The sequence below is a fragment of the Haemophilus haemolyticus M19501 genome (genome assembly GCF_000222025.1).
GTDB lineage: Bacteria > Pseudomonadota > Gammaproteobacteria > Enterobacterales > Pasteurellaceae > Haemophilus > Haemophilus haemolyticus_G.
In genome coordinates, this window is the sequence record NZ_AFQO01000003.1 from 60,653 (window position 1) to 85,725 (window position 25,073).

At 37.2% G+C, this 25,073-nt stretch carries 24 protein-coding genes and 2 tRNA genes; 14 read left to right on the top strand and 12 right to left on the bottom strand.

Annotation, left to right across the window (positions count from 1 at the left end; translation table 11 throughout):
• Window positions 1-7: 7 nt before the first annotated feature.
• The 4 genes from ispG to rlmN all read right to left on the bottom strand — a co-directional run bounded on the left by ispG (window position 8) and on the right by rlmN (window position 3,902).
• A complete protein-coding gene (gene ispG / locus GG9_RS07645) occupies window positions 8-1,114 on the bottom strand; it encodes a flavodoxin-dependent (E)-4-hydroxy-3-methylbut-2-enyl-diphosphate synthase (protein ID WP_005630108.1) in 1,107 nt (368 codons plus the stop codon).
• A gap of 11 nt (window positions 1,115-1,125) precedes the next feature.
• Window positions 1,126-2,037 carry a RodZ domain-containing protein gene (locus GG9_RS07640; protein WP_005630112.1) on the bottom strand — a complete coding sequence of 304 codons (912 nt, stop codon included), beginning with the start codon at window positions 2,035-2,037 and terminating at the stop codon, window positions 1,126-1,128.
• 70 nt (window positions 2,038-2,107) lie between these two features.
• Entirely contained in the window at window positions 2,108-2,650 is a 543-nt protein-coding gene (gene pilW, locus GG9_RS07635; RefSeq protein WP_005630116.1) for a type IV pilus biogenesis/stability protein PilW, read from the bottom strand.
• A gap of 100 nt (window positions 2,651-2,750) precedes the next feature.
• Window positions 2,751-3,902, bottom strand: a complete 1,152-nt coding sequence (gene rlmN / locus GG9_RS07630; protein WP_005630119.1) for a dual-specificity RNA methyltransferase RlmN — start codon at window positions 3,900-3,902, stop codon at window positions 2,751-2,753.
• A gap of 246 nt (window positions 3,903-4,148) precedes the next feature.
• Here rlmN and GG9_RS07625 point away from each other — a divergent pair, with 246 nt between their 5' ends.
• From GG9_RS07625 to tnpA, 6 genes are all read left to right on the top strand, one after another.
• Window positions 4,149-5,027 carry a D-alanyl-D-alanine carboxypeptidase family protein gene (locus GG9_RS07625; RefSeq protein WP_005630121.1) on the top strand — a complete coding sequence of 293 codons (879 nt, stop codon included), beginning with the start codon at window positions 4,149-4,151 and terminating at the stop codon, window positions 5,025-5,027.
• A 361-nt stretch (window positions 5,028-5,388) separates the two neighbouring features.
• Window positions 5,389-6,270 carry a metal ABC transporter substrate-binding protein gene (locus GG9_RS07620; protein WP_005626941.1) on the top strand — a complete coding sequence of 294 codons (882 nt, stop codon included), beginning with the start codon at window positions 5,389-5,391 and terminating at the stop codon, window positions 6,268-6,270.
• Window positions 6,270-7,190, top strand: coding sequence for an ATP-binding cassette domain-containing protein (locus GG9_RS07615; protein WP_005630123.1), 921 nt, complete (start codon window positions 6,270-6,272; stop codon window positions 7,188-7,190). Before GG9_RS07620 ends, GG9_RS07615 begins: the two co-directional genes overlap by 1 nt.
• Window positions 7,191-7,193: 3 nt before the next feature.
• The gene (locus GG9_RS07610) at window positions 7,194-8,042 is read left to right on the top strand and encodes a metal ABC transporter permease (protein WP_005630125.1); all 849 of its coding nucleotides are present in this window, start codon (window positions 7,194-7,196) and stop codon (window positions 8,040-8,042) included.
• Window positions 8,035-8,850 (top strand): metal ABC transporter permease, encoded by an 816-nt coding sequence (locus GG9_RS0108450; RefSeq protein WP_032825024.1) that lies wholly within the window; start codon window positions 8,035-8,037, stop codon window positions 8,848-8,850. Before GG9_RS07610 ends, GG9_RS0108450 begins: the two co-directional genes overlap by 8 nt.
• 192 nt (window positions 8,851-9,042) lie before the next feature.
• Complete coding sequence (gene tnpA / locus GG9_RS07605; RefSeq protein WP_032825025.1) at window positions 9,043-9,507, top strand: IS200/IS605 family transposase; 465 nt, start codon at window positions 9,043-9,045, stop codon at window positions 9,505-9,507.
• A gap of 419 nt (window positions 9,508-9,926) precedes the next feature.
• Here tnpA and GG9_RS07600 read toward each other — a convergent pair whose 3' ends face one another.
• The 3 genes from GG9_RS07600 to rnhA form a co-directional block, all read right to left on the bottom strand.
• Complete coding sequence (locus GG9_RS07600; protein ID WP_005630129.1) at window positions 9,927-10,973, bottom strand: porin; 1,047 nt, start codon at window positions 10,971-10,973, stop codon at window positions 9,927-9,929.
• A gap of 229 nt (window positions 10,974-11,202) precedes the next feature.
• Window positions 11,203-11,982, bottom strand: coding sequence for a DUF3800 domain-containing protein (locus GG9_RS07595; RefSeq protein ID WP_005630131.1), 780 nt, complete (start codon window positions 11,980-11,982; stop codon window positions 11,203-11,205).
• A gap of 162 nt (window positions 11,983-12,144) precedes the next feature.
• The gene (gene rnhA, locus GG9_RS07590) at window positions 12,145-12,609 is read right to left on the bottom strand and encodes a ribonuclease HI (protein ID WP_005630134.1); all 465 of its coding nucleotides are present in this window, start codon (window positions 12,607-12,609) and stop codon (window positions 12,145-12,147) included.
• 60 nt (window positions 12,610-12,669) lie between these two features.
• Here rnhA and dnaQ point away from each other — a divergent pair, with 60 nt between their 5' ends.
• The 3 genes from dnaQ to GG9_RS0108460 all read left to right on the top strand — a co-directional run bounded on the left by dnaQ (window position 12,670) and on the right by GG9_RS0108460 (window position 13,704).
• Window positions 12,670-13,440 (top strand): DNA polymerase III subunit epsilon, encoded by a 771-nt coding sequence (dnaQ, locus tag GG9_RS07585; protein ID WP_005630137.1) that lies wholly within the window; start codon window positions 12,670-12,672, stop codon window positions 13,438-13,440.
• An 87-nt stretch (window positions 13,441-13,527) separates the two neighbouring features.
• Window positions 13,528-13,604 (top strand) — tRNA-Asp (locus tag GG9_RS0108455).
• Between the two features lie 23 nt (window positions 13,605-13,627).
• Window positions 13,628-13,704: transfer RNA gene (locus tag GG9_RS0108460), tRNA-Asp, on the top strand.
• 133 nt (window positions 13,705-13,837) lie between these two features.
• On the opposite strand, the gene GG9_RS09765 is transcribed toward GG9_RS0108460, so the two are convergent.
• Window positions 13,838-13,897 carry a hypothetical protein gene (locus GG9_RS09765; protein WP_371316032.1) on the bottom strand — a complete coding sequence of 20 codons (60 nt, stop codon included), beginning with the start codon at window positions 13,895-13,897 and terminating at the stop codon, window positions 13,838-13,840.
• 226 nt (window positions 13,898-14,123) lie between these two features.
• Between GG9_RS09765 and der the strand changes: the two genes are divergently transcribed.
• Window positions 14,124-15,635: a ribosome biogenesis GTPase Der gene (gene der / locus GG9_RS07580; protein ID WP_005630139.1), complete on the top strand. Its 1,512-nt coding sequence runs from the start codon at window positions 14,124-14,126 to the stop codon at window positions 15,633-15,635.
• Between the two features lie 79 nt (window positions 15,636-15,714).
• Here the strand turns inward: der and GG9_RS07575 are convergent, their stop codons facing one another.
• From GG9_RS07575 to udk, 4 genes are read right to left on the bottom strand one after another with little or no spacing between them, the layout of a single operon-like run.
• Complete coding sequence (locus GG9_RS07575) at window positions 15,715-16,905, bottom strand: sugar transporter (RefSeq protein WP_005630141.1); 1,191 nt, start codon at window positions 16,903-16,905, stop codon at window positions 15,715-15,717.
• Window positions 16,905-18,080 (bottom strand): hypothetical protein, encoded by a 1,176-nt coding sequence (locus GG9_RS07570; protein WP_005630143.1) that lies wholly within the window; start codon window positions 18,078-18,080, stop codon window positions 16,905-16,907. The genes GG9_RS07575 and GG9_RS07570 overlap by 1 nt, the downstream gene beginning before the upstream one ends.
• Before the next feature lie 3 nt (window positions 18,081-18,083).
• Window positions 18,084-18,671, bottom strand: a complete 588-nt coding sequence (dcd, locus tag GG9_RS07565) for a dCTP deaminase (protein WP_005630145.1) — start codon at window positions 18,669-18,671, stop codon at window positions 18,084-18,086.
• Between the two features lie 8 nt (window positions 18,672-18,679).
• Entirely contained in the window at window positions 18,680-19,318 is a 639-nt protein-coding gene (gene udk / locus GG9_RS07560; protein ID WP_005630147.1) for a uridine kinase, read from the bottom strand.
• 165 nt (window positions 19,319-19,483) lie between these two features.
• Between udk and GG9_RS07555 the strand changes: the two genes are divergently transcribed.
• From GG9_RS07555 to fbpC, 4 genes are all read left to right on the top strand, one after another.
• Window positions 19,484-20,524: an ABC transporter substrate-binding protein gene (locus GG9_RS07555; RefSeq protein ID WP_005630149.1), complete on the top strand. Its 1,041-nt coding sequence runs from the start codon at window positions 19,484-19,486 to the stop codon at window positions 20,522-20,524.
• Between the two features lie 122 nt (window positions 20,525-20,646).
• Entirely contained in the window at window positions 20,647-21,681 is a 1,035-nt protein-coding gene (locus GG9_RS07550; RefSeq protein WP_005627956.1) for an ABC transporter substrate-binding protein, read from the top strand.
• Window positions 21,682-21,743: 62 nt separating this feature from the next.
• Entirely contained in the window at window positions 21,744-23,801 is a 2,058-nt protein-coding gene (locus GG9_RS07545; protein WP_005630151.1) for an ABC transporter permease, read from the top strand.
• Window positions 23,802-23,824: 23 nt separating this feature from the next.
• Complete coding sequence (gene fbpC / locus GG9_RS07540; protein ID WP_005630153.1) at window positions 23,825-24,874, top strand: ferric ABC transporter ATP-binding protein; 1,050 nt, start codon at window positions 23,825-23,827, stop codon at window positions 24,872-24,874.
• Window positions 24,875-25,073 lie beyond the last annotated feature (199 nt).

Below are 25,073 nucleotides of genomic sequence, written 5' to 3' on the forward strand. Positions count from 1 at the left end.
GCTTTCCTTAAATAATTCTGTTTTTGGGATCTTGTTGTGCGACTTTTGCACGAATTTTTGCTTCTAATTGGTTAACAATATCTTCGTTATCGAAGCGTTCTTTTTGACGTTCTCCATTAAGATAATAACCGCTTTTTTTGTTACCACCGGTTACCCCAAGATCAGATACGAGTGCTTCACCAGGGCCATTCACTACGCAACCGATAATTGATACATCCATTGGTGTAATAATATCTTCAAGACGTTGTTCTAGCGCGTTTACCGTGCCGATTACATCAAATTCTTGGCGAGAACACGTTGGGCACGCAATAAAATTAATGCCACGAGAGCGAATTCGTAAAGATTTAAGAATATCAAAGCCTACTTTAATTTCCTCTACGGGATCAGCAGCTAATGATACACGTAATGTGTCGCCAATACCTTCGGCAAGTAACATACCTAAACCTATTGCAGATTTGACCGCACCTGCACGTGCGCCACCAGCTTCTGTAATCCCTAAGTGCAATGGTTGCTTGATAGATTTGGCAAGTAAACGATAAGCTTCTACCGCTAAGAACACATCAGAGGCTTTTACACTCACCTTAAATTGATCGAAGTTAAGGCGATCTAAAATTTCTACATGACGTAATGCTGATTCTAATAATGCTTCTGGTGTTGGCTCGCCGTATTTTTCTTGCAGATCTTTTTCTAAAGAGCCGGCGTTTACGCCGATACGAATCGGAATATTTTTGTCACGAGCACAGTCAACAACGGCACGGATGCGATCTTCACGACCAATATTGCCAGGATTGATACGTAAACAATCTACTCCATATTCTGCGACTTTTAGCGCGATACGATAGTCAAAATGAATATCTGCCACAAGAGGGACATTCACTTGCTGTTTAATTTGTTTAAATGCTTCTGCAGCATCCATTGTTGGAACGGATACGCGAACGATATCTGCACCAACACGTTCTAATGATTTAATTTGAGCAACTGTCGCTTCCACATCAGTGGTGCGAGTATTTGTCATTGATTGCACGGCAATTGGCGCATCACCACCAACTGGTACATTTCCCACATAAATTTTTGTCGATTCACGACGCTTAATGCTTGGTTGAAAAGCTGACATCTTTTTCCTTATTAAGGTTGTGAAAGTTTGAATTTTGCAATGCGGCCATCCACTTTTAATGGATAATTTTCACCTTTATAGGTAATACGCACATTACTTGGTGCGCCAACAATTAATGAAAACTCATCGCCATTAAAAGTTAATACTTCACCTTTTTTGTACTCTTTCTGTGCTAATACTCGGCGATTTTTATCTTTTACGCTGAGCCAGCTCGTATTATTTAAGATTTCTACAATCAAGTCTCCTTTCACAGTTGGTGCCGCTGGAGAAATTGATGGATTTTCTACCGCACTTTGAGTGTCTGAAACTGATTTTTCATCGTTTTTTGTTTGTGGAGCGGCATTTTCTTGTGCTATTTCTGGTAACACATTATTTGTTATTTCTACTGGTTGTGAGACAGCTGCTGTTGTTTCTGGTGCAGTTTTATTACTTTCTTCTGTCGTCACAAGAGCGGTGGCCGGTTGATTATTTTCAGTAGAGGAAACATAGCTTTGTACTAAGTCATCACGTTCTTGGTTATTTTGCTGATAACTTTGCCACCACCAAAGTCCAGTCATGCCAAGGACTAAAATAAGTACAATGATAGATAAACGTCCGACCCAACGAGAGTGCGATGAATATTGATTGACTTCACGAGTTGAACGAGCATTTTTACTCAGATCGTTTTTATCATTTTCTGCAAATGTAATATTTTCCCATACAGAATCAGGTAAGCGTAAGAACTTGGCATAGCTACGCACATAACCTTTTACAAAGATTGCAGGGGTAGATTTTTGAATAAATTCGTTGTTTTCAAGTTGTTGTAATATGGAAGGACGTAGCGCAATTTCTTTGGCGACGTCTTCGAGAGAAAGATTCAAGTTTTCACGTGCTTGGCGAAAAATCTCACCTGGTGAAAGTTCTTGCTCAGTTGTTGGATTCATAAATTCAATCAAATAATATGCGATAAATAAAGGCTAAATTTTAAAGTCCAATGCTTGATTTGGCAATGCTTTATTTGAAGGTATTAAATTTTTCCGCTCGTTTACTATCAGTTTGTCGCAATTTTTGTAATGCTTGTTGATAAATATCCATTTTTTGAGAGGAATAAGCACAAAGAGCCATATTTTCAAATGTATCTGCTTGATGATAATAATTAGGTGAATTCAGCGCGAGTTGAAATTGCTGCTGAGCTTGTTCAAATTGCTTTTGACGACATAAAAATGTGCCAAAATTATTATGTAAGTCTCCCTGTTGATTATTGAGTTTTAAAGCTATTTCATATTCACGATGTGCGTTCTCGATTTCCCCTTGTTGTTGATAATAATGCGCAAGCGCTGAATGCACGAGATAGTAATCTTTATCGTGTTGAAGTGCTTTATCTAAGTTGATTTTGGCTAGTTGAGGATTACCTTGTTGAAGGTAGCCGAGAGCAAGTTCTACGCGAGCTTTAGCTGCAGATTGTTGATTGAAATCTTGAATTGTTGATTGAGAAACGCAAGCAGAAAAAATGAAAGGGAAAATAACCGCACTGAGTTGTTTACTTATTGTTTGCATTTTTTCTCCTTTTAACTGGGGAGGAAGAAATATTTAATATGCTTTAATTTGTATGAAAACATAGGGCATGTGAACTTGATTAATTCACATGCCTAGAATATTAATTAACTTCTGTCACCCCAATATTTTGTCCAAATTGGCGTTTCATTGCCGTACGTTTAGTACGATCGATAACATCTCCAGCTAATTGTCCGCAAGCCGCATCAATGTCATCTCCACGAGTTTTACGAATAATCACGGTAAAACCATATTCCATCAAGGTTTTTTGGAAGCGATCAATACGCGTATTCGAGCTTTTTGCATAAGGTGCTTCTGGGAACGGATTCCACGGAATTAAATTAATTTTACAAGGTGTATTTTTTAATACTTCGGCGAGTTGATGGGCGTGTTCTACACCATCATTTACATGATCGAGCATCACATATTCAATCGTGACTTTGCCGTGATTCGCATTTGATACACTCAAATAACGATTTACCGAGTCAATCAACATTTTGATATTATATTTTTTGTTGATTGGCACAATTTCATCACGTAATTCATCGTTTGGCGCATGTAATGAGATAGCCAAAGCCACATCGATCATTTTGCTCAAATTATCTAGTGCTGGCACAACCCCAGAAGTCGATAAAGTGACACGACGTTTTGATAAACCGTAGGCAAAATCATCTAACATAATTTCCATTGCGGGAACAACGTTAGCGACATTTAACAAGGGTTCGCCCATTCCCATCATTACCACATTTGTAATTGGTCTAATGCCAGTCACCCCAAAGTTGCCAATAATTTTAGAGGCTCTCCAAACTTGGCCGATAATTTCTGAAACCGTTAAATTGCGATTAAATCCTTGTTGTGCTGTTGAACAGAATGTACAAGCTAAGGCACAGCCAACTTGGGAAGATACACAAAGCGTCGCGCGATCTGCTTCGGGGATATACACGGTTTCAACTTGCTGCTCGCCCACTTGCATTGCCCATTTTATCGTGCCATCCGCTGAACGCTGTTCAACGGCAACTTCAGGGGCTTTAATTTCTGCAACCGCCTTAAGTTTTTCACGTAATTTTTTATTAATGTTTGTCATATTGTCGAAGTTATCTTCGCCAAAATGATAAATCCACTTTACTAACTGATCTGCTCGGAATGGTTTTTCGCCGAGTTCTTTAAAAAATTCGCGCATTTGTTGGCGCGTTAAATCCATTAGATTAATTTTTTTAGCGGGTGCATCTGATTGCACAGACAATAATTCTGACATTTTAGCCTCGTTATTACACATTGTGGCGATAGCGTTGTGCTGGTGTTTTTATCAAAAACTCACAACGAAAAATTCGCAATTAAAAAATGAACGGCGATTGTACAGATTTGTCACCGCATAATCTAGCGGAATTGAAAAACGATGGAAAATATCACCGCACTTTTTTGCGATCTAGATCGCAAATATTTCCAATTAAAGCATAAAAAGTGCGGTAAAATATCAGCTTATTTTCTAAGGTGACCAATAATGTTTAAAAAAGCTTTATTTATTTTATCTTTGTGTCCTTCTTTTGCGGTGGCACAGTCTTATGTTGTGTATGATTTTACGCATAATCGAGTGTTGGAAAGCCATGCGCCTGATAGCGTTCAGCCCATTGCCTCTGTAACAAAATTAATGACGGCTAATGTATTTTTAGAGAACAATAAAAATCCTAATTGCCGAATCGCAATCACAAAAGAGGATATGGATCGAATTAAAGGTACAGGAACAAAATTACCTAAAAATATTCCTATTTCTTGTAACGAATTATTGAAAGCAATGCTTGTCCATTCTGATAACTATGCTGCCCACGCGCTTTCTCGTGCAGCGGGAATAAGTCGTCGCCAATTTATTAATAAAATGAACGAAAAAGCCCATCAACTTGGTATGTATTCTACTCGTTTTCACGATAGTTCAGGGTTATCTAGCTATAATATTTCCAGCCCGATGGATTTGGTTAAACTCGCTAAATATTCATTAAATAAATCGGACATTAAACGTTTATCTAATCTTAGTGCAACTTATATCGAAGCAGGGAAACACAAGCTTTATATTAAAAATACTAATAAGTTAGTGCGTGATGAAATTTTTGATGCTGTGGTAAATAAGACAGGCTACATCCGAGAATCTGGTTATAATCTCGTTTTCATTAATAAACATCCGTGTAAAAGTGCCACTATTGGTGTAATTAGCCTCAATAATTCTTCTTCTGCATATCGTTCTAGTTTTACCAAAAGCAAATTAGAAAAATTCGGCTGCACGGCATTAAATGGAAGAACAATTCTCGATGTAGCGGGAGAAGCCCAATATGAAGATGGCTATGATGAAGTGGGATTTAATACGCTAATTCAGAAATTATCAAAATAATGTTCGTAAACATAACGCGAGATAACAGATGGTTTCATCTCGCGTTTTTTAGCTGATGAGCAGGCTGTTCTACAGTGACTTTTTCTTGGTCAGTTGTTTTGGTTTGTTCTGTCATTTTAGGTTTATCATCACAAGCAGCCAAGACTATTGCTGAACTTAATACTAACCAAAATGTTTTGTTCTTTTTTCATAAATTCAATACATTTTGTACGAAATAATTATAAATAAACCTATTATTTTGATAATCATTTCCATTCCAAAACAATATAAAAAGTAGTACTATTATCTCCGATGAATAATTGTTGAGCTGTTGAGCGATTATTCAGGCATCCAATCTAATACTTTTTTATAAGGACATCTTATGCGAAATTCATTAAAAATTATGACCGCACTTGCACTTGGTTTATTTGCAATGCAGGCTAACGCAAAATTCAAAGTCGTCACCACCTTTACCGTGATTCAAGATATCGCACAAAATGTGGCAGGTAATGCAGCTACAGTAGAATCTATCACCAAACCTGGTGCTGAAATTCATGAATATGAACCAACGCCAAAAGACATTGTAAAAGCGCAATCTGCCGATTTAATTTTATGGAATGGCTTAAATTTGGAACGTTGGTTTGAACGTTTCTTCCAAAATATTAAAGATAAACCAGCAGTAGTGGTGACTGAAGGTATTCAACCATTGTCTATTTATGAAGGTCCGTATAAAGATGCGCCTAACCCACATGCGTGGATGTCGCCATCTAATGCATTAATTTATATTGAAAATATTAAAAATGCATTGGTGAAATACGATCCACAAAATGCAGCAGTGTATGAAAAAAATGCCGCTGACTATGCTCAAAAAATTAAACAACTTGATGAGCCACTTCGTGCAAAATTAGCGCAGATTCCAGAAGCTCAACGCTGGCTTGTGACAAGTGAAGGTGCTTTCAGTTATTTGGCGAAAGATTACAACTTAAAAGAAGGTTATTTATGGCCAATTAATGCTGAACAACAAGGCACACCACAACAAGTGCGTAAAGTGATTGATTTAGTTCGTAAAAACAATATTCCTGTTGTGTTTAGTGAAAGTACAATTTCACCAAAACCAGCACAACAAGTAGCGAAAGAAAGTGGCGCAAAATACGGTGGCGTGTTGTATGTTGACTCTCTTTCTGCGAAAAAAGGCCCTGTGCCAACTTATATTGATTTGCTTAACGTAACTGTATCAACCATTGTTAAAGGATTCGGAAAATAATGGACTCTTTCTCGACATCAATTTGGGTTAATGATGTAACTGTTCGTTACAACAATGGCCACACAGCTATTCACAATATGACGTTCTCATTAAACAGTGGAACTATTTGTGCATTAGTGGGTGTGAATGGAAGTGGTAAATCCACGTTATTTAAAAGCATAATGGGGCTTGTGAAGCCACAACAAGGTGAAATCAAACTTTGTGATCTGCCAATTTCCCAAGCACTGAAACGTAATTTGGTTGCTTATGTTCCACAATCTGAAGAAGTAGACTGGCAATTTCCTGTGTCAGTGTATGATGTCGTGATGATGGGGCGTTATGGGTATATGAATTTTCTTCGTATCCCCAAAGCGATTGATAAACAAAAAGTTCAAGAGGCGATGCAGCGAGTGAACATTGAGCATCTTGCGCATCGTCAAATTGGTGAGTTATCTGGCGGGCAGAAAAAACGCGTGTTTTTGGCCCGCGCTTTAGCACAACAAAGTCCAATTATTTTATTGGATGAACCTTTCACTGGCGTTGATGTGAAAACTGAAAATGCCATTGTTGATCTTCTTCAACAGCTTCGAGAAGAAGGTCATCTTATTCTTGTTTCAACCCATAACTTAGGTTCTGTTCCTGATTTTTGTGATCAAGTGGTCATGATTAATCGCACAGTCATCGCCGCAGGAAAAACAGAAGACACCTTTAACCAACATAATTTGGAAATTGTATTTGGTGGGGTGTTACGTCATATTAAATTATTGGGCGAAAATTTACATAATGATGAAGATAAACGTTCTGTTACTGTTTTAACAGATGATGAAAAAGCCGTTGTATTCTATGGCGAAACTAAGCAAGATCCACCTGCGCCAACAACACAAAATTGTCATTTTGAAGATTGCCCTTATAAAAGTGCGGTTAAAAATAAGAGGGATTAGGTAATGTTAGATTTATTGCTCGAACCTTTTTCCTATGATTATATGCTCAAGGCGATGATTTTGAGTACCGCAGTGGGTGCTATTTGTGCTTTTTTGTCTTCATATTTAATGCTTAAAGGCTGGTCTCTAATTGGCGATGCGCTTTCCCATTCTGTCGTGCCCGGTGTCGCAATTGCCTATGCTTTTGCGTTGCCTTACGCACTTGGTGCATTTTTTGCCGGAATTTTAGCCGCACTTTCCATTCTTTGGATTAAATCCATTTCAAAATTGAAAGAAGATGCTGTGATAGGTTTTATTTTCAGTACTTTCTTTGCATTAGGTCTATTGATCATTTCTTTAAATCCAACCGCAGTAAATGTGCAAAATATCATTTTAGGTAATATTTTAGGCATTGCCGATGAAGATATTTATCAAGTGGCAATTATCATCGGTGTTTGTTTAGTATTGCTTTTATTATTTTGGAAGGATTTACTGCTGATTTTTTTTGATGAAACACAAGCGATTACAGTCGGTCTTTCTCCATTATTTTATAAAATTTTATTTTTCACATTATTGAGTGCTTGTGTGGTTGCTGCCTTGCAAACTGTAGGCGCGATTTTAGTGATTGCGATGGTCGTTACCCCAGGTGCGACAGCATATTTACTCACAGATAAATTCAAAACCTTGTCAATCATCGCTATTATTTTAGGGGCGGTGACAAGTTTTGTTGGTGTTTATATTAGCTATTATTTAGATGGTGCCACAGGCGGTGTGATTGTGACATTGCAAACATTATTGTTTTTAGTAGCTTTCTTATTTTCACCAAAATATGGCTTACTCACACGTAATAAAAAGGCGGTAGAAAATGTTTGATTGGCTTTTAGAACCGCTACAATTTGAGTTTATGCAAAATGCCTTATTGACCGCATTGATTGTTTCAGTTATCTGTGCGTTACTTTCTTGCTATTTAGTCTTGAAAGGTTGGTCATTAATGGGCGATGCAATTTCTCACGCTGTATTACCCGGTATTGTACTTGCTTATTTAGTAGGAATTCCTTTAGCTATTGGTGCATTTTTCTCAGGTATTTTTTGTTCGCTTGGTGTGGGATATTTGAAAGAAAATAGCCGTATAAAAGAAGACACCGCAATGGGCATTGTATTTTCTGGAATGTTTGCTATTGGTTTGGTTATGTTTACCAAAATTCAAACAGAACAGCATTTAACCCATATTTTGTTTGGTAATGTGTTGGGTGTAAGTCATTCAGAGCTGATTCAAAGTGCGGTCATTTCTGCGATAATTTTTTGTCTGATTGTTTTCAAACGTAAAGACTTTCTGCTTTATTGTTTTGACCCAAGTCATGCCCGTGTTGCAGGACTTTCTCCTAAAATTTTACATTATGGCTTATTAATGTTGCTTGCTTTAACCATTGTAAGCACGATGCAAGTAGTAGGCGTTATTTTGGTGGTGGCAATGTTAATTGCGCCAGGAATTACCGCACTTACGCTCACAAAATCTTTTGATAAAATGTTATGGGTTGCTATTGTCAGTTCCATTACATCAAGTCTAATTGGCGTTATTTTAAGTTATCATTTTGATGCCTCAACAGGTGCTTGTATTATTCTTCTGCAAGCCGCATTTTTTGTTATAGCATTAGCTTATAGCAAGATTAGAATAAGATAATTTTTCTTCTTTTAAAAACGGTACAAGCTCATGGTTTGTGCCGTTTTTATTATAGCCAGACGAAAGTCTGGCTATAAAAACCATACGCTATGCGTATGGAGCCAAATAGCTTAAGCGATGAACAGAAAAAATCCTCGCTATATAATGAACAAGGCTGACAACCAAAATTCAACATATAGGAGGATTATCATCATGGTAAGTAAAACCAGTGACGATTCAAGTCTATCACACACAAAATGGAACGGTAAGTATCACATTGTGTTTATCCCGAAGTATAGAAGAAAAGCAATTTATGGAAAGTTAAGAGCAGATATAGGTCAAATATTGAGGCAGTTATGTGGCTATAAAAACGTGGAGATAATAGAAGCGCATGCAATGCCAGACCATATCCATATGCTCTTAAAAATCCCACCTAAAATATCAGTATCAGGTTTTATGGGCTACCTGAAGGGGAAATCAGCACTGATGATTTTTGAAATACACGCGAACTTAAAATATAGATATGGAAATAGGCATTTCTGGGCGAAAGGATTTTTTGTAAGCACAGTAGGGTTAAATACAAAAGTGGTAGAGGATTATATAAGAAACCAAGAAAAAGAAGATATGATTCAAGATAATTTATCAACGAAAGAACATGTTGACCCCTTTAAGGGGTAATCAAGAAAATAATTAGACGCGGTTGTCAGTTCTCACAAGCCCCTTGAGGGGCTTGTGAAGTATAGGCCCTTATAGGGGAGCCTAAAAACCGCACGTTTTACGTGCGGATTGTTATTTAATGAAATATTCTTTTAACCTCCACAAGGCATTTATTTTACATAACTCATTCTTTATCTTATTTTCCTCATAATTTTCAAAATCTTCTTTAGCTGAATTTTGTGGTATCTCTTATTGAATAGAGATATGTGAGGATTTAACGTAGAGAAAAATCGAAATGGATAACTATAAAATAACGTCGCATACTTTTTAATTCCTATCGGCCTTAAATATTTTAAACAACTTTAGATTGTTTTATTCGATTTTAGAACAAACAAAAAGGCGAATCTTTCAATTCGCCTTAATAGTTTCTAATTATTTAATTAGAAGAATACACGCATACCTACGCCGATAGCTTTGTCTTTGACTTTAGTATAATCACCTTGAGCCTCGTAATCTTTAGTTACTTTATATTTACCTTCAACGTAAGCCACAACTTGTTTATGAAGTTTATAATCTACACCAAGCAAGAAGCCGTGAGATTTAGCTTTTGAACCATCTTCTTCTTTTTGTCGCTCATATCTGTAGTTACCGTATACGCTACTTAAATCAGTAATTTGATATTGGAAACCTGGAGATACATAGAATTTCTTAGCGTTTTTGCCATCCGCTTTTTCTTTCGCGTAACCGCCATCAAGAGACAAGACTGTACCACCAAAATCATAACCTAAAGTAGCTAAGAAACCATCAACATGGTGTTTTTGAGATGTTGTTGATTTATAATTTGTACGACCGTAACCAAATTTTGCAATAATGCCATCTTCATAGGCTACACCAGCTTGGAAACCACTTTTAAGAGCCTTATCTACTACTTGGTTATTATCATCACGATTATTTGCAAATAAGTAATCAGCACCGACTGTTAAACCTTCAATACCTTTATAAGTGTAACGAATAACAGAGTCAGCTTCATCAGGAAGATACTCATCTTTTCCAAGAATACCGTAAGAATAATCCTTAGCTGTGCTTAAAGAATCAGCAAATGTTACTTGGCGACCAAATGTTAATTCACCGCGTTCTTTGTGACCTAAACCAACAAACGCACGTCTAGTTCCTAAAGCACCGAAACCGTCGCCTTTAGCGCCGTTGCCTTGTTTACCATCAAATCGAACTTGTAACTGACCTAATGCGTAATAGCCGCTATCTAAATTATGTTTTACTTTAACTTCTAAACGAGAGCCTGCATTTCTTAAGCCTGAATGAGTGCGTTTAGTATCAGTATCATTACCTTTTGCATTAGTTTTTTCTAAAATAAGACGAATAGAACCACCAACTTCAACTTTAGTTCCTTCGTTATCATAAACTACTGCTGCGTTCGCTGTTGAAGCGGCGAATGCACCGACGATTAATGCTGCAAGTGTTTTTTTCATAATTTGTATTCCTTATGGTTGTTTACTATCTATGATTGAACTCTTTTCATATAAGATTGTCCAACCGCCTAAATAGACATGGCGAATCATTGCAAATTCGCATTTTGATGTCAACTCTCCAAAATTTTAATTTTCTTGAAATCTGATCTAGATCACATTTTTTGTATATTTTTGTCTGTTTTTTGTTCTGTTTTGAACGGCTATGCTTGTATAAAGTAGATTTTAATATTTACGAAGAGGCATTTGGAAATGGATACCCTTGGTCATTAGCATTTTCCAGTAGTGTCTTTTTTGTTTCTTCAGAAATATGTTCAATAAGCCCAACTTTATGTTTTGCATATTGGTAAATATGTGGACTGATTAAATTAAATCCTCTATTGTCTTTGCTTTGGTAATAACGATATATCCAATAGGCGACTAAATCAGCTAGCTGAATTATTCTAGATGCTTTAGAATCAATAAACATTGGAACTTCTGCAAAATTTCTTAGTTTGTCATCCCCTTTACCTATATGTTTATAGGTGTAAGATAAATCTTGTATCATTCTTTCTGATGTTGAATTATCAAAAATCATAATACCTCTTTGTTTTTGGCTTTGATTTTTGTAATAAATATTTTTTAAAAAACTATCAAATGCAAAAGCAATATCTTTAAATGCTGTTGGAATAATTTTGCTTCTATCGGTGAAAAGTGATTTTTCTATAACTGAAATAAAAATAGGGATTTTACCATGTTCATGGTCAAGTAAATCTAAAGAATCTACAACAGCTTGAACTCGTTCTGGTACGCTTGCGGCTAACTTCCATCCATCTCGACCACTAAACATTGGGCTACCGTGTAATTCGCAATGTCTTTCTCCAAAATATCCACTAAAGCGATTTGCGATACTTTCAAGTTTATTATCAACCCAATGTGTTTGACGTTCAAATAAGCAACATCCAGCTAAAACAAAGAAATCACCATTAGGATCATCTATCGATCCTGATTCATCAGCGTATAATAAATACATAAATTTCTCCTTAAAAAAACCCAATAAATTATAAAAATAATCTATTGGGTTAAATTCGGTGAGTTAGGTGAGTCAATCGCTCAGCGTTCTGCATATTATAAAGTCCAGCACTCCTAACTCTTCTGCTAATATAGTCATTTTATGAAAAAAATCAAGTATGTTTTATTCTTCAAAATACCCCATATCTTCCAATGTCGGATTTTCAGCCCCTTTTTTAGCTAATTCATCGCATATTTCATTTTCTCTGTGTCCAGCATGACCTTTCACCCATTGCCAATTAATTTTATGACGTTGAATGGATTCATCTAAGGCTATCCATAAATCTTGATTTTTTACAGGCTTTCCAGAACTTGCTTTCCAATTGTTTTTTTTCCAGTTAAAAATCCATTTTGTTATGCCGTTTTTCATATATTGACTATCACTATAAAGCGTGATCAAGCAAGGTTCTTTTAATGCATTTAATGCTTCAATGACAGCGCGTAATTCCATTCGATTATTGGTGGTTTTGAAATAGCCTTTGGAGAGCATTTTTTCATGCTGTTTATAACGCAATACGGCGCCAATTCCTCCCGCGCCAGGATTACCTAAGCAAGAGCCATCAGTAAAAATTTCAATCTGTTTTTGCATAACAAAAAGGTTGTTGTGTAGAATGACAAGTATTTTAATGGAAAGAGATAGGTTGAACAAATGATTAATCCCAATCGCCAAATTGTATTAGATACTGAAACTACTGGTATGAATCAGCTTGGCGCGCATTATGAAGGACACTGTATTATTGAAATTGGTGCAGTTGAATTAATAAATCGTCGTTACACAGGTAATAATTTCCATATTTACATTAAGCCAGATCGCCCCGTTGATCCTGATGCGATTAAAGTTCATGGTATTACTGATGAAATGTTAGCGGATAAACCTGAATTCAAAGAGGTTGCTCAAGATTTTTTGGATTATATTAATGGTGCGGAATTGCTTATTCACAATGCGCCCTTTGACGTTGGATTTATGGATTATGAATTTCGTAAACTCAACCTTAATGTGAAAACTAACGATATTTGTTTGGTGACAGATACGCTACAAATGGCGCGCCAAATGTACCCTGGAAAACGTAATAATTTGGACGCACTTTGTGATCGTTTAGGTATTGATAATAGCAAACGTACTTTGCACGGTGCGTTACTGGATGCCGAGATCTTGGCGGATGTTTATTTGATGATGACGGGGGGACAAACAAATTTATTCGATGAAGAAGAATCTGTTGAGCCTGAAGTTATCCATGTTGTGCAAGAAAAAGCGGCGGAAGAAATAAAAAGTGCGGTGGATTTTGCGCATAATTTAAAATTACTTCAACCTACTAATGATGAACTACAAGCGCATTTAGAATTATTAAAGATGATTAATAAAAAAAGTGGAAATAATTGCCTTTGGGATAAACGCTTTGGCAATAATAATGTGCATTAATCGTTTGGAATTTAAGCAGGTAAGTAAAATTTAATAAAAAAAGATTGACGAGATTTATCTTCGTCATTATGATACGCACCACTTAGCGGAGTGGTAGTTCAGCTGGTTAGAATACCTGCCTGTCACGCAGGGGGTCGCGGGTTCGAGTCCCGTCCATTCCGCCAATTTAAAATTAATATCTTATCTCGGAGTGGTAGTTCAGCTGGTTAGAATACCTGCCTGTCACGCAGGGGGTCGCGGGTTCGAGTCCCGTCCATTCCGCCAATTAAGATAAATAAAGATAGCACCTAACGGTGCTTTTTTTGTATCTGAAATTTACTTCATCCTTGACAAAAATAAAGCAAACTTTTAAGATTTGAAGAACTAGGGAGCTGCTACTCCCTAGTATGTCGTGTTATTAGTAAGTCGGTAAACTCACTAATAATAGTAGTACGACAAGGATAATGACTTTAATCATCTTTTTATCCTCTTCAAACGTTGCGAAAAAGCGCAACACTCGCTTTCAAGCTGAATCCTTGAAAGCGAGATTATTATAACGTTAAGTTATAGATAAATAAACAGTGTTTAGAAAGCCATAGGATTGTATCCTGTGGCTTTTTCTTTTACTTGTTGAAATCATTTTTTACCAATCCTTTAACTTCCGATATAATAGCCGCCATTTTTGACAAAATAAGAGATTTTTTATGGCAACTCCAGTTGTGGCCCTTGTTGGTCGCCCGAATGTGGGAAAATCCACATTATTTAATCGCCTTACTCGCACACGAGATGCGTTAGTCGCTGATTTTCCTGGTTTAACTCGTGATCGAAAATACGGCCATGCTCATATTGCTGGCTATGAGTTTATTGTTATTGATACTGGCGGTATTGATGGAACCGAAGAGGGCGTAGAAGAAAAAATGGCGGAGCAATCTTTGCTTGCTATTGATGAAGCCGATATTGTTCTTTTCCTTGTCGATGCACGAGCGGGTTTAACGGCAGCTGATATTGGTATTGCCAATTACTTACGTCAACGTCAAAACAAAACGACGATTGTGGTGGCAAATAAAACCGATGGTATTGATGCGGATTCTCATTGTGCTGAATTTTATCAGTTAGGTTTAGGGGAAATTGAGCAAATCGCTGCTTCACAAGGCCGTGGTGTCACTCAGTTAATGGAACAAGTGCTTGCGCCTTTTGCGGAACAAATGGAAAACTCCGATGAAAATGACCGCACTTCTGAGGAAGAACAAGACGAATGGGAACAAGAATTCGATTTTGATTCAGAAGAAGATACGGCATTGCTTGATGAGGCGTTAGAGGAATCGGAAGAAGAACAAGATAAAAATATTAAGATTGCCATTGTTGGTCGTCCAAATGTGGGTAAATCCACCTTAACCAATCGTATTTTAGGTGAAGATCGTGTGGTGGTTTACGATATGCCAGGAACGACACGCGACAGTATTTATATTCCAATGGAGCGTGATGGGCAGCAATATACGTTAATTGATACGGCTGGTGTGCGTAAGCGTGGTAAAGTGCATTTGGCTGTTGAAAAATTCTCTGTGATTAAAACCTTACAAGCGATTCAAGATGCTAATGTTGTGTTATTGACTATTGACGCGAGAGAGAACATTTCTGATCAGGATTTATCTTTGCTCGGCTTTATTTTAAATGCAGGTCGTTCTCTAGTGATCGTTGTGAATAAATGGGATGGTTTAGATCAAGATGTGAAAGACCGGGTTAAATCTGAGCTTGATCGTCGTTTAGATTTTATTGATTTTGCTCGCGTGCATTTTATTTCAGCCTTGCACGGCAGTGGTGTGGGGAATCTTTTTGATTCGATTAAAGAAGCCTATGCTTGCGCGACTCAAAAAATGACGACTTCGCTTTTAACTCGTATTTTGCAAATGGCAACCGATGAGCATCAACCACCGATGATTGGCGGTCGTCGAATTAAATTAAAATATGCCCATCCAGGTGGTTACAACCCACCGATTATTGTGGTTCACGGTAACCAAATGGATAAACTACCAGATTCTTATAAACGTTATTTGTCTAATTATTATCGTAAGAGTTTGAAAATTATTGGATCACCGATTCGTCTTCTTTTCCAAGAAGGTTCGAACCCATTTGCGGGGCGTAAAAATAAACTTACCCCGAACCAATTACGTAAACGTAAACGTTTGATGAAGTTTATTAAGAAAGCGAAACGTTAAATGTGAGATAAATAAAACTTAGAAAGATTTAACCGCACTTTTAAAACTCTTTTGGGAGAACTAAAGTGCGGTTATTTTTTTATTTGTTTTGCAGAAGAAATGTATGGCGATATTTTAAGTGCGTTGTAATAAAAATGATGAAACCGATTAAACCTAATGCTGCGCCCGTATAACCAATTTCGTTTAATCCTAAATAGGTTGTCGCAAGATTGCCAAATAATGCGCCTGCGCCAATTCCTGCATTGAAAATGCCCGAGTAAATAGCCGTAGCAATATCGGTTGCATCTGGTGCAAGTTTTAGTACGCGCATTTGTAGGGATAGTCCGATACAAGAAATACCGATACCCCAAATAAACACAAGACAGAACATTGCTATCATTGTTTCAGTGGAAAATAACAGGAGTAATAGAGAGAACACTAATAAACCCATTGAAACAACAATAAATTTTGTGGGCGCAAGTCGGTAGAATCTGTTAAATAATAGACTTGCAGCAATACCTGAGAAACCAAAAACTAATAATACAGCCGTGGCAAAATTTGGATCTAAATGCCCAATATCAATCATAAATGGCTCGATATAAGTATAAGCGGTAAAGTGTGCTGAAATGACGATTGCCGTTGTTACATAAAGCCAAAGTAATAATGGGCGTTTAGCAAGCAAGGGTAAACTTGCAATAGAGCCAGCATTTTTACTGGGTAAATTTGGCAATAGTCGAATAATTAAAAACATGATAGATAATGCCAGTGCCGCAATAATACCAAAAGTGACCCGCCAACCGACGAGCTGTCCGACAATTCGTCCAATCGGTAAGCCTAAGATGGTGGCAAGAGCGGTGCCAATAGCGAGCATTCCTAATGCTTGAGTTTTCTTGTGTTTAGGTGCGATGCGCATCACAAGTGAAGCAGTAATTGACCAAAACACTGAGTGGGCTAATGCAATACACATTCGAGCGATAAGTAATATCCAGAAATTCCAAGCAATGACCGATAAAATATGCCCAACAATAAATATAATGAAAAGTTTGATTAGCAGGCTTTTACGTTCCATATTGCTGGTGGCAAGCATTGCAGGCAGAGACATAATTAGCACCGTCCAAGCATAAACTGTCATCATTAAACCAGTATCAGCAGTTTGCATATTAAAACTTTGTGCAATATCGCTTAACATTGCAACGGGTACAAATTCTGTAGTATTAAAAATAAATCCTGCGCAAGCCATAATAAGCACACGCCACGATTGGATTTTTTCAGCTTTTAAATATAACGACATTAACGTAACTTTTCTTTAATCACATCAATTAATTGATGGCGGAATTTCTTCGTAAAATTAATTTTATATTGTGGTGAACTGCAGTTACCAAAAAAATTGATTGGTAGTGTCAAATTTTGATAGCGTTGATCCGTAGAATGTAAATTGATATCCACATTACATTCCATTCGGCTTAAATCAATAATGCCTTTTCCTTGCCCCAAAAGTGCGGGTGTTTTTAATTCGATTTTTTCAGCAATGAGTTGATTTTGTTGGAGAAATAATTGTAAGTAAAATTGTTCAAAGCGAGTGTTTAATTCTTTGTTTTGTAACAAATCATTGTTGTAATTAATCGGAAAATATTGCGCTACCATATCCAATAGATTTACGCCAAGAATTTCGCCATTTTGCACTAAAAAATTTAGCTTTCCTTGAATAAGTGCGGAAGATAAAAAGCTGAAATCAAGATTAAAATCGGCGTGTCCACTTAACATTTCTGGTAAATTTAACAGCGTGAATAAGCGTTTAACAGGGAAATATTTACCCGAAAAATTGACCGCACTTTGGTTGCCAATTTGTTGATATTTCAATACAGCTAAACAATCGTTATCGCATTGTGGTTTTATATAAGTCACCATTTGTTGGTGGGCTGTGTGGGTTTCAATATAACCGATAGGCTGATTATTTAGGTTTGCATCTACAAATTGAAGTAGGGCTGATTCTGATGTTGAGAAGTCTAAATTTGCTTTGTGGAAAGAAAAATGGAAAGTTTTTGTTTTTCCATAAATAGGTTTGTTAAATTCCATGCGAATATGGTTTTCGCCATTCAATATTACTTTTTTTGATAAAAGCTGTTTTAACGAAAAAGGCGAAACCTCTATTGATACATTGGCAGGATTTTGTGTATTTTGAAGTAATTGAAGCTGTTGAATATTGAGCGAATGAAGTGCGGTATTACCATACAAAAGAGGCAAGAAATTAAGTTTAGCTTCAATTTTTTGAGCTGAAAATCGCGTAGTTTTTATATTTTCAAGGGAAAGTGCGGGAGAAAATAATGATAAATTGACTGACTGAACGGCAATGTTTTGTTGTGCCAGTTGTTCACTAATGGCACTTTGCACTCGGTAAAGTTGAATATATAAAAAAGAAAAGATCGCCAAAGCGACGATCCCTACGCTAAGCGCGAACTTTTTCATCGATTATTCCTTGTCTTTGTCAATACGACTGGCTACCGCACTTTGTTGATTTTTATATTTTGCATCTTTGCGGCTACTGTATGGTCGTTTTGCTTCGCCACTTAATACTTCAAAACTTAACGCACCAATTACCATATTTGGGCGTAATGCTAATGGTAATTTCCCTGAATTATAAAATTCCAGCACGATTTTTCCTTCCCAACCTGGATCAATACGGTGTGCGGTAACGTGTACCATTAAGCCTAAACGGGCTAAAGAAGAGCGACCATCTAACCAACCGATAATATTGGCAGGTAATTTCACGGATTCAAGTGTGGTTGCTAACGCTAAAGTACCAGGATGCAAGAAAAATGCTTCCCCCTCTGGAATAATAATTTCATCGCTCATTACCGATTCAAGCTGAGCAGATACTTCTTCTTTCGGGCCGCTTAAATCAATAAAAGGCGCAGAATGTTCACGAAATACACGGAAAGAATTACCCAAGCGAACATCAATCGTCGCACCGTTGATTTTGTCATTATTTGGACGAGGAGTTAAAGAAATAATGCCATCATCGAGATAGCGTTCAATATCAGTATCGCAAAGACGCATAAGATTTCCTATTTTTGATTCAATAAATGAAGAATTTGAGCTTTTAACATATTGATTGCAATACGGTTTTTTCCGCCGCGAGGAATAACAATATCCGCATATTGTTTAGATGGCTCAATAAATTGTAAGAACATTGGACGCACGGTCGCACGATATTGATCAATAACCGATTGTAGGGAGCGACCGCGTTCTTCCATATCGCGTTGTAAACGACGAATAAAACAAATGTCTAATGGCGTGTCCACGAATACGGAAATATCTGCAAGTTGACGAATACGTTCATCAGTAAGCAGTAAAATCCCTTCTAAAATCACAATACGTTTTGGTGTAAATGTTGTGGTTTCACCCGTACGAGTATGCTCAACATAGCTATAAACAGGCACATTAACTGCTTTTCCTGATTTTAAATCTTTTAAATGTTGAATGAGTAAATCGCGATCCATTGAGCTTGGATGGTCGTAATTTGTTTTTATACGTTCGCTCATTTCTAAATGGCTTTGATCTTTGTAGTAACTGTCTTCAGCAATAATGCCAATTTCTTGGCAGCCTAATTCATTACAGAGTTCTTTGTGAACGGTAGAAGCGATAGAACTTTTGCCTGATGCGGATGCGCCAGTGATGGCGATGATGATACAAGAATCTGACATAATCGTATTTTGATGTAAGGGAAATTTCGGCAATTATAAGTAAAAGTGCGGTGAATTTCACGTTTATTTTTTCACTTGACTTTTAAAAACTGTGAACTTCATCACGGTATTACTTTCTCTTTTCGAGTAGGATTCAAACATTCTATCCAATAAGGAGTATTTATTATGAAGTTCAACAAAATTTCTCTTTCTGTTTCTGCCGCACTTTTAGCTGCAGGCTTGGCTATTTCTGGTTCTGCTAATGCTAAAGGTCGTTTAGTTGTGTACTGTAGTGCTACCAACATTCTGTGCGAAACCACCACGAAAGCGTTTGGCGAAAAATATGATGTGAAAACATCCTTTATTCGTAATGGTTCAGGCAGTACTTTTGCTAAAGTTGAAGCTGAAAAAAATAACCCTCAAGCGGATGTTTGGTTCGGCGGTACTTTTGATCCTCAAGCACAAGCGGCTGAATTAGGGTTAATTGAGCCTTATAAATCTAAACACATTGATGAAATCGTAGAACGTTTCCGTGATCCAGCGAAAACGAAAGGTCACTATGTTTCCTCAATTTATATGGGGATCTTAGGTTTTGGTGTGAATACTGAGCGTTTGGCAAAATTAGGCATTAAAGAAGTGCCGAAATGCTGGAAAGACTTAACTGATCCACGCTTAAAAGGCGAAGTTCAAATTGCAGACCCTCAAAGTGCGGGTACTGCTTATACCGCATTAGCAACTTTCGTCCAATTATGGGGTGAAAAAGAGGCGTTTGAATACTTAAAAGCCTTGCATCCTAATGTGTCTCAATATACTAAATCAGGTATCACGCCATCACGTAACTCTGCGCGCGGTGAAGCGACAATTGGTGTTGGTTTCTTACATGATTATGCATTAGAAAAACGCAATGGTGCACCGTTAGAATTAGTCGTACCTTGCGAAGGAACCGGTTATGAGTTAGGTGGTGTGAGTATCTTAAAAGGTGCGCGTAATATTGATAATGCGAAATTATTCGTCGATTGGGCGTTATCAAAAGAAGGTCAAGAATTAGCTTGGAAACAAGGGGATTCTTTACAAATTTTAACTAACACGACCGCAGAACAATCACCAACTGCATTTGATCCAAATAAACTCAAATTAATCAATTATGACTTTGAAAAATACGGTGCAACAGAACAACGTAAAGCCTTAATTGAAAAATGGGTACAAGAAGTTAAATTAGCGAAATAGTACGGAATAAGTGCGGTAAAAAATACTGAAGTTTTCGACCGCACTTTTTCGTATTTTTAATGTGATTTCGTTTTCCCTCTAAGAGATTGCAAAATTTTCATTCATAAGGGAGTTATAATCAGATGAAACTATCAAAAATCGCAGTAACCCTGTCTGGTGTGATGTTAAGTGGATTAGTATTAAGTAATCCATCTTTTGCAAAAGGACGTCTAGTCATTTATTGCAGCGCGCAAAATACGATGTGCGAGCAAGAAGCGATGGCATTTGAGAAAAAATTTGATGTTAAAACAAGTTTTATTCGTGGTGGAACAGGCACTATTCTAGCGAAAATTGATGCTGAAAAAGATAATCCACAAGGCGATGTTTGGTATGGTGGAACGATGGATCCCCATTCTCAAGCAGGAGAAATGGGTTTATTGGAGCCTTATAAATCATCCAATCTTCCTCAGATCGTAGAAAAATTCCGTGATCCAGCCAAAATGAAAGGGAATTATTCTTCGGCGATTTATTTGGGCGTGTTAGGTTTTGGCGTAAATCCAGAACGGTTAAAAAAATTGAATTTACCTATTCCAAAATGCTGGAAGGATTTAGCTAACCCAATTTACAAAAATGAAATTCAAGCCGCAGATCCACAAAGTTCTGGTACAGGTTACACTCAGCTAGCCACTTATATGCAACTTTGGGGAGAAGACGAGGCGTTTAAATTCTTAAAAGAGTTGAATAAAAACGTATCGCAATATACCAAATCTGGTAATACGGCAACACGTAATACAGCGCGTGGAGAAACGGCAATTGGCATTGGTTTCTTACATGAATATTCTTTAGAAAAAGCGAAAGGCGCACCAGTAGAATTAGTTGTACCTTGTGAAGGTACTGGCTATGAAATTGGCGGTGTAAGTGTTATTAAAGGTGCTCGTAATTTAGATAATGCGAAACTTTTTGTTGATTGGGCGTTATCCAAAGAGGCGCAAGAATTAACTTGGCAAAAAGGTGAGGCGTATTCCATTTTAACCAACACCACCGCACAACAATCGCCTTATGCGTTAGATTTTAAATCTATTAATTTAATTAACTATGATTTTGATAAATACGGTGCGACTGATTTACGTAAACGCTTAATCACAAAATGGGTTGATGAAGTAAAATTAGCCAAATAATGATGTCACCAACGAAGTGATATGTCGCATATCGCTTCGTTTTTTACCTTATGCGAGGTTGTATGAACGCAAAAAAACTTTTCATAATTCATTCCGCTTATTTTTGGATTATTTTATCCTTATTGGCGTTTGCGCTCTTGCCTTCCAATGCACTTGATTACGGTTTGTTTGAAAGTACTTCAGATGAATATTTAGAGGCAATGGGCTGGGCTTCTTTCAATTTAACTTGGGCTTGGTTTCTGCCTGTTATTGTGTATGGAGCTTTGCCGTTATTGAGATTGCCACAGCAAACTCAAGCAAAAACAGAGCTATTTTTGACCGCACTTTCTGTACTGTTTATGTTTATCAGTGCGACGCTGTACAAAATTAGTATGGGCTATTCTGTGATTGTGTTGCTTGTGGGATATACCGCATTGGCGACGCTTTCATTGGCAAAACTGAAAGTAATGCAAGGGGATAAGTTCATTATCGCTTCTTTACTTTGCATTATTTTGTTGATTTTCTTCTTTATTGTTTATCCAACATTGGCGATTTTCGTTTCAATGTTTTATGACGGCGATACCTTTTCGCCACAGCAAGTGATGCGTATTTTAACGCAGAGCTATATTGTTCGGGTAATTACCAATTCTCTTTTCTTATCGGGCTTTGTGGGCGTCGTTTCGACTGTATTTGGTTTAGCCTTTGCGCTTTATACTACGCGTATCGCTCGTAGAACGGCATTTATCGGAAAAATTTTCTCTATTTTGCCAATTGTTACTCCACCATTTGTTGTGGGATTAGGGGTAACTTTAATGCTTGGCCGTTCTGGTTATGTAACCGAATTTTTAAGTGAATATTTTGGTTTTTCCAATCATAACTGGCTTTATGGTTTTAATGGGATTGCGATTGCGCAAATTCTCGCATTTGCTCCGATTTCTTTTATGATTTTAGACGGCGCATTGAAATCAGTTCATCCTTCTATTGAAGAAGCCTCTTATACGTTGCGCGCTAATCGTTATCAAACGTTCTATCAGATTATTTTTCCGTTACTGCGTCCAGCATTAGCAAATTCTTTCTTAATTGTATTTATTCAATCATTGGCGGACTTTAGTAATCCGTTAGTGTTGGGTGGAAGTTTTGATGTAATTGCCACACAAATTTATTTCTATATTGCGGGTTCACAACTTGATTATGCTTCAGCTAGTACTTTAGGTTCGATGTTGTTAATTTTCTCGTTGGCGATTTTTATCATTCAATACATTTGGATTGGTAACCGCTCTTATGTCACTGTTTCGGGGAAATCTTATCGTGGCGATGTGCAAGAACTGCCAAACGGCTTGAAATATACCATCATCGGTATGCTTGGCTTCTGGGTAATCTTTAATATGGCACTTTACGGTAGCATTTTCTATGGAAGTTTCACTGTAAACTGGGGCGTGGATTACACTTTAACCTTGAAAAACTATGCCATGTTATTCGGGCAAGGATTGAGCGATGGGGCGTGGCCGTCACTGATCAATACCTTAATTTATGCAGGTATTGCTGCACCATTAACCGCATTCTTTGGATTATTGATTGCCTATATTGTGGTGCGTAAAGATTTCCAAGGTAAAAAATCCCTTGAGTTCTTAACCATGCTTTGTTTTGCCGTGCCTGGGACTGTGGCAGGGGTATCTTATATTTTAGCGTTCAACAATGCGCCACTTTATATTACAGGTACGGGCATTATCGTGATTATTTCAATGGTAATGCGTGATTTACCAATTGGTATGCGAGCAGCGATTGCTGGTTTAGGACAGCTTGATAAATCTCTTGATGAAGCATCGCTTTCTTTAAAAGGGAGTTCGTGGAAAACATTGTGCTTTATCGTCTTGCCGTTATTAAAACCTGCGTTGCTTTCCGCGCTTGTGACTAGTTTCGTTCGTGCAATGACGACAGTAAGTGCAATTATATTCTTAGTGACTGCAGATACTCGCGTTGCTACCGCATATATTTTAAATCGTGTGGAAGATGGAGAATACGGTATTGCGATTGCATACGGTTCTATTTTAATTGTTGTGATGATGGCAATTATTTTGTTCTTCGACTGGATTGTAGGCGATACGCGTATCTCTCGTTCTAAAGCGAAAAAAATGAATTAACTCGTTAGTTGTAGGTAAAAATTATGAGTAATAATGATTTCTTAGTATTAAAAAATATCACAAAAGCATTTGGTAAAGCGGTCGTCATTGATAATTTAGATTTAACGATCAAACGTGGCACGATGGTAACATTGTTAGGGCCATCAGGCTGTGGTAAAACCACTGTATTACGTTTAGTGGCAGGGTTAGAAAATCCAACTTCAGGTCAAATTTTTATCGATGGCGAAGACGTAACAAAATCCTCTATTCAAAATCGAGATATTTGTATTGTCTTCCAATCTTATGCGCTTTTCCCGCATATGAGCATTGGCGATAACGTTGGCTACGGCTTAAAAATGCAGGGCGTTAGCAAAGAAGAACGAGCTAAACGTGTAAAAGAGGCTTTAGAGTTGGTGGATTTAGCAGGCTTTGAAGATCGTTTCGTGGATCAAATTTCGGGTGGGCAGCAACAACGTGTTGCATTGGCTCGTGCTTTGGTATTGAAACCAAAAGTCCTATTGTTTGATGAACCACTAAGTAATTTGGATGCAAACTTACGTCGTTCAATGCGTGAAAAAATCCGTGAATTGCAACAACGTTTAGGCATTACTTCACTGTATGTGACACATGACCAAACAGAGGCCTTTGCGGTATCTGATGAAGTTATCGTTATGCATAAAGGTAAAATTATGCAAAAAGCACCAGCGAAAGAGCTTTATTTACGACCAAATTCTCTGTTCTTAGCAAACTTTATGGGCGAATCCAGTATTTTCGATGGAAAATTAGAAAATGGTGTGGTGGATATTAATGGTTACTCTGTGCCTTTAAAAGATGCTGCACAGTTTAATTTACCCGATGGCGAATGTTTAGTAGGTATTCGCCCAGAAGCAATTTATCTTGCCGCAGAGGGCAGTGATGTTCAACGTTGTGAGATTAAAAGTGCGGTCTATATGGGCAACCATTGGGAAGTGGTCGCAAATTGGGCAGGAAAAGATTTATTGGTGAATTGTAAGCCAGAAGATTTTAATGCCGATTTAAAACAAGCTTATGTCAATTTATCTGATCACGGAATTTTCTTATTGAAGAAAGAGTAATCCAAGTATAAAAAAGTGCGGTAAAATTTTACCGCACTTTTATTGTTTCTATTATCGAATGCTTTGGTCAAAATAGTTAAATTAAATTTCCTACAAATTAAATTATAAAGTCATCATTAATATTTTTATGGAAAAGTGCGGTAAGATTTTACTGTGTTTTTTAGTTTGCTTTTATTCACTTATAAGAGTAGGCTAATGC

Bases quoted from the DNA above. Each gene is read 5' to 3' on its own strand.
- GG9_RS07570 (WP_005630143.1), bottom strand. From the start codon at position 18,080: ATGAAAAAGTTCGCGCTTAGCGTAGGGATCGTCGCTTTGGCGATCTTT.
- rlmN (WP_005630119.1), bottom strand. From the start codon at position 3,902: ATGTCAGAATTATTGTCTGTGCAATCAGATGCACCCGCTAAAAAAATT.
- GG9_RS07600 (WP_005630129.1), bottom strand. From the start codon at position 10,973: ATGAAAAAAACACTTGCAGCATTAATCGTCGGTGCATTCGCCGCTTCA.
- ispG (WP_005630108.1), bottom strand. From the start codon at position 1,114: ATGTCAGCTTTTCAACCAAGCATTAAGCGTCGTGAATCGACAAAAATT.
- dnaQ (WP_005630137.1), top strand. From the start codon at position 12,670: ATGATTAATCCCAATCGCCAAATTGTATTAGATACTGAAACTACTGGT.
- der (WP_005630139.1), top strand. From the start codon at position 14,124: ATGGCAACTCCAGTTGTGGCCCTTGTTGGTCGCCCGAATGTGGGAAAA.
- GG9_RS07555 (WP_005630149.1), top strand. From the start codon at position 19,484: ATGAAGTTCAACAAAATTTCTCTTTCTGTTTCTGCCGCACTTTTAGCT.
- GG9_RS07550 (WP_005627956.1), top strand. From the start codon at position 20,647: ATGAAACTATCAAAAATCGCAGTAACCCTGTCTGGTGTGATGTTAAGT.
- GG9_RS07610 (WP_005630125.1), top strand. From the start codon at position 7,194: ATGTTAGATTTATTGCTCGAACCTTTTTCCTATGATTATATGCTCAAG.
- dcd (WP_005630145.1), bottom strand. From the start codon at position 18,671: ATGCGTCTTTGCGATACTGATATTGAACGCTATCTCGATGATGGCATT.
- udk (WP_005630147.1), bottom strand. From the start codon at position 19,318: ATGTCAGATTCTTGTATCATCATCGCCATCACTGGCGCATCCGCATCA.
- GG9_RS07615 (WP_005630123.1), top strand. From the start codon at position 6,270: ATGGACTCTTTCTCGACATCAATTTGGGTTAATGATGTAACTGTTCGT.
- GG9_RS07640 (WP_005630112.1), bottom strand. From the start codon at position 2,037: ATGAATCCAACAACTGAGCAAGAACTTTCACCAGGTGAGATTTTTCGC.
- pilW (WP_005630116.1), bottom strand. From the start codon at position 2,650: ATGCAAACAATAAGTAAACAACTCAGTGCGGTTATTTTCCCTTTCATT.
- GG9_RS07595 (WP_005630131.1), bottom strand. From the start codon at position 11,982: ATGTATTTATTATACGCTGATGAATCAGGATCGATAGATGATCCTAAT.
- GG9_RS0108450 (WP_032825024.1), top strand. From the start codon at position 8,035: ATGTTTGATTGGCTTTTAGAACCGCTACAATTTGAGTTTATGCAAAAT.
- tnpA (WP_032825025.1), top strand. From the start codon at position 9,043: ATGGTAAGTAAAACCAGTGACGATTCAAGTCTATCACACACAAAATGG.
- fbpC (WP_005630153.1), top strand. From the start codon at position 23,825: ATGAGTAATAATGATTTCTTAGTATTAAAAAATATCACAAAAGCATTT.
- rnhA (WP_005630134.1), bottom strand. From the start codon at position 12,609: ATGCAAAAACAGATTGAAATTTTTACTGATGGCTCTTGCTTAGGTAAT.
- GG9_RS07620 (WP_005626941.1), top strand. From the start codon at position 5,389: ATGCGAAATTCATTAAAAATTATGACCGCACTTGCACTTGGTTTATTT.
- GG9_RS07545 (WP_005630151.1), top strand. From the start codon at position 21,744: ATGAACGCAAAAAAACTTTTCATAATTCATTCCGCTTATTTTTGGATT.
- GG9_RS07575 (WP_005630141.1), bottom strand. From the start codon at position 16,905: ATGTCGTTATATTTAAAAGCTGAAAAAATCCAATCGTGGCGTGTGCTT.
- GG9_RS07625 (WP_005630121.1), top strand. From the start codon at position 4,149: ATGTTTAAAAAAGCTTTATTTATTTTATCTTTGTGTCCTTCTTTTGCG.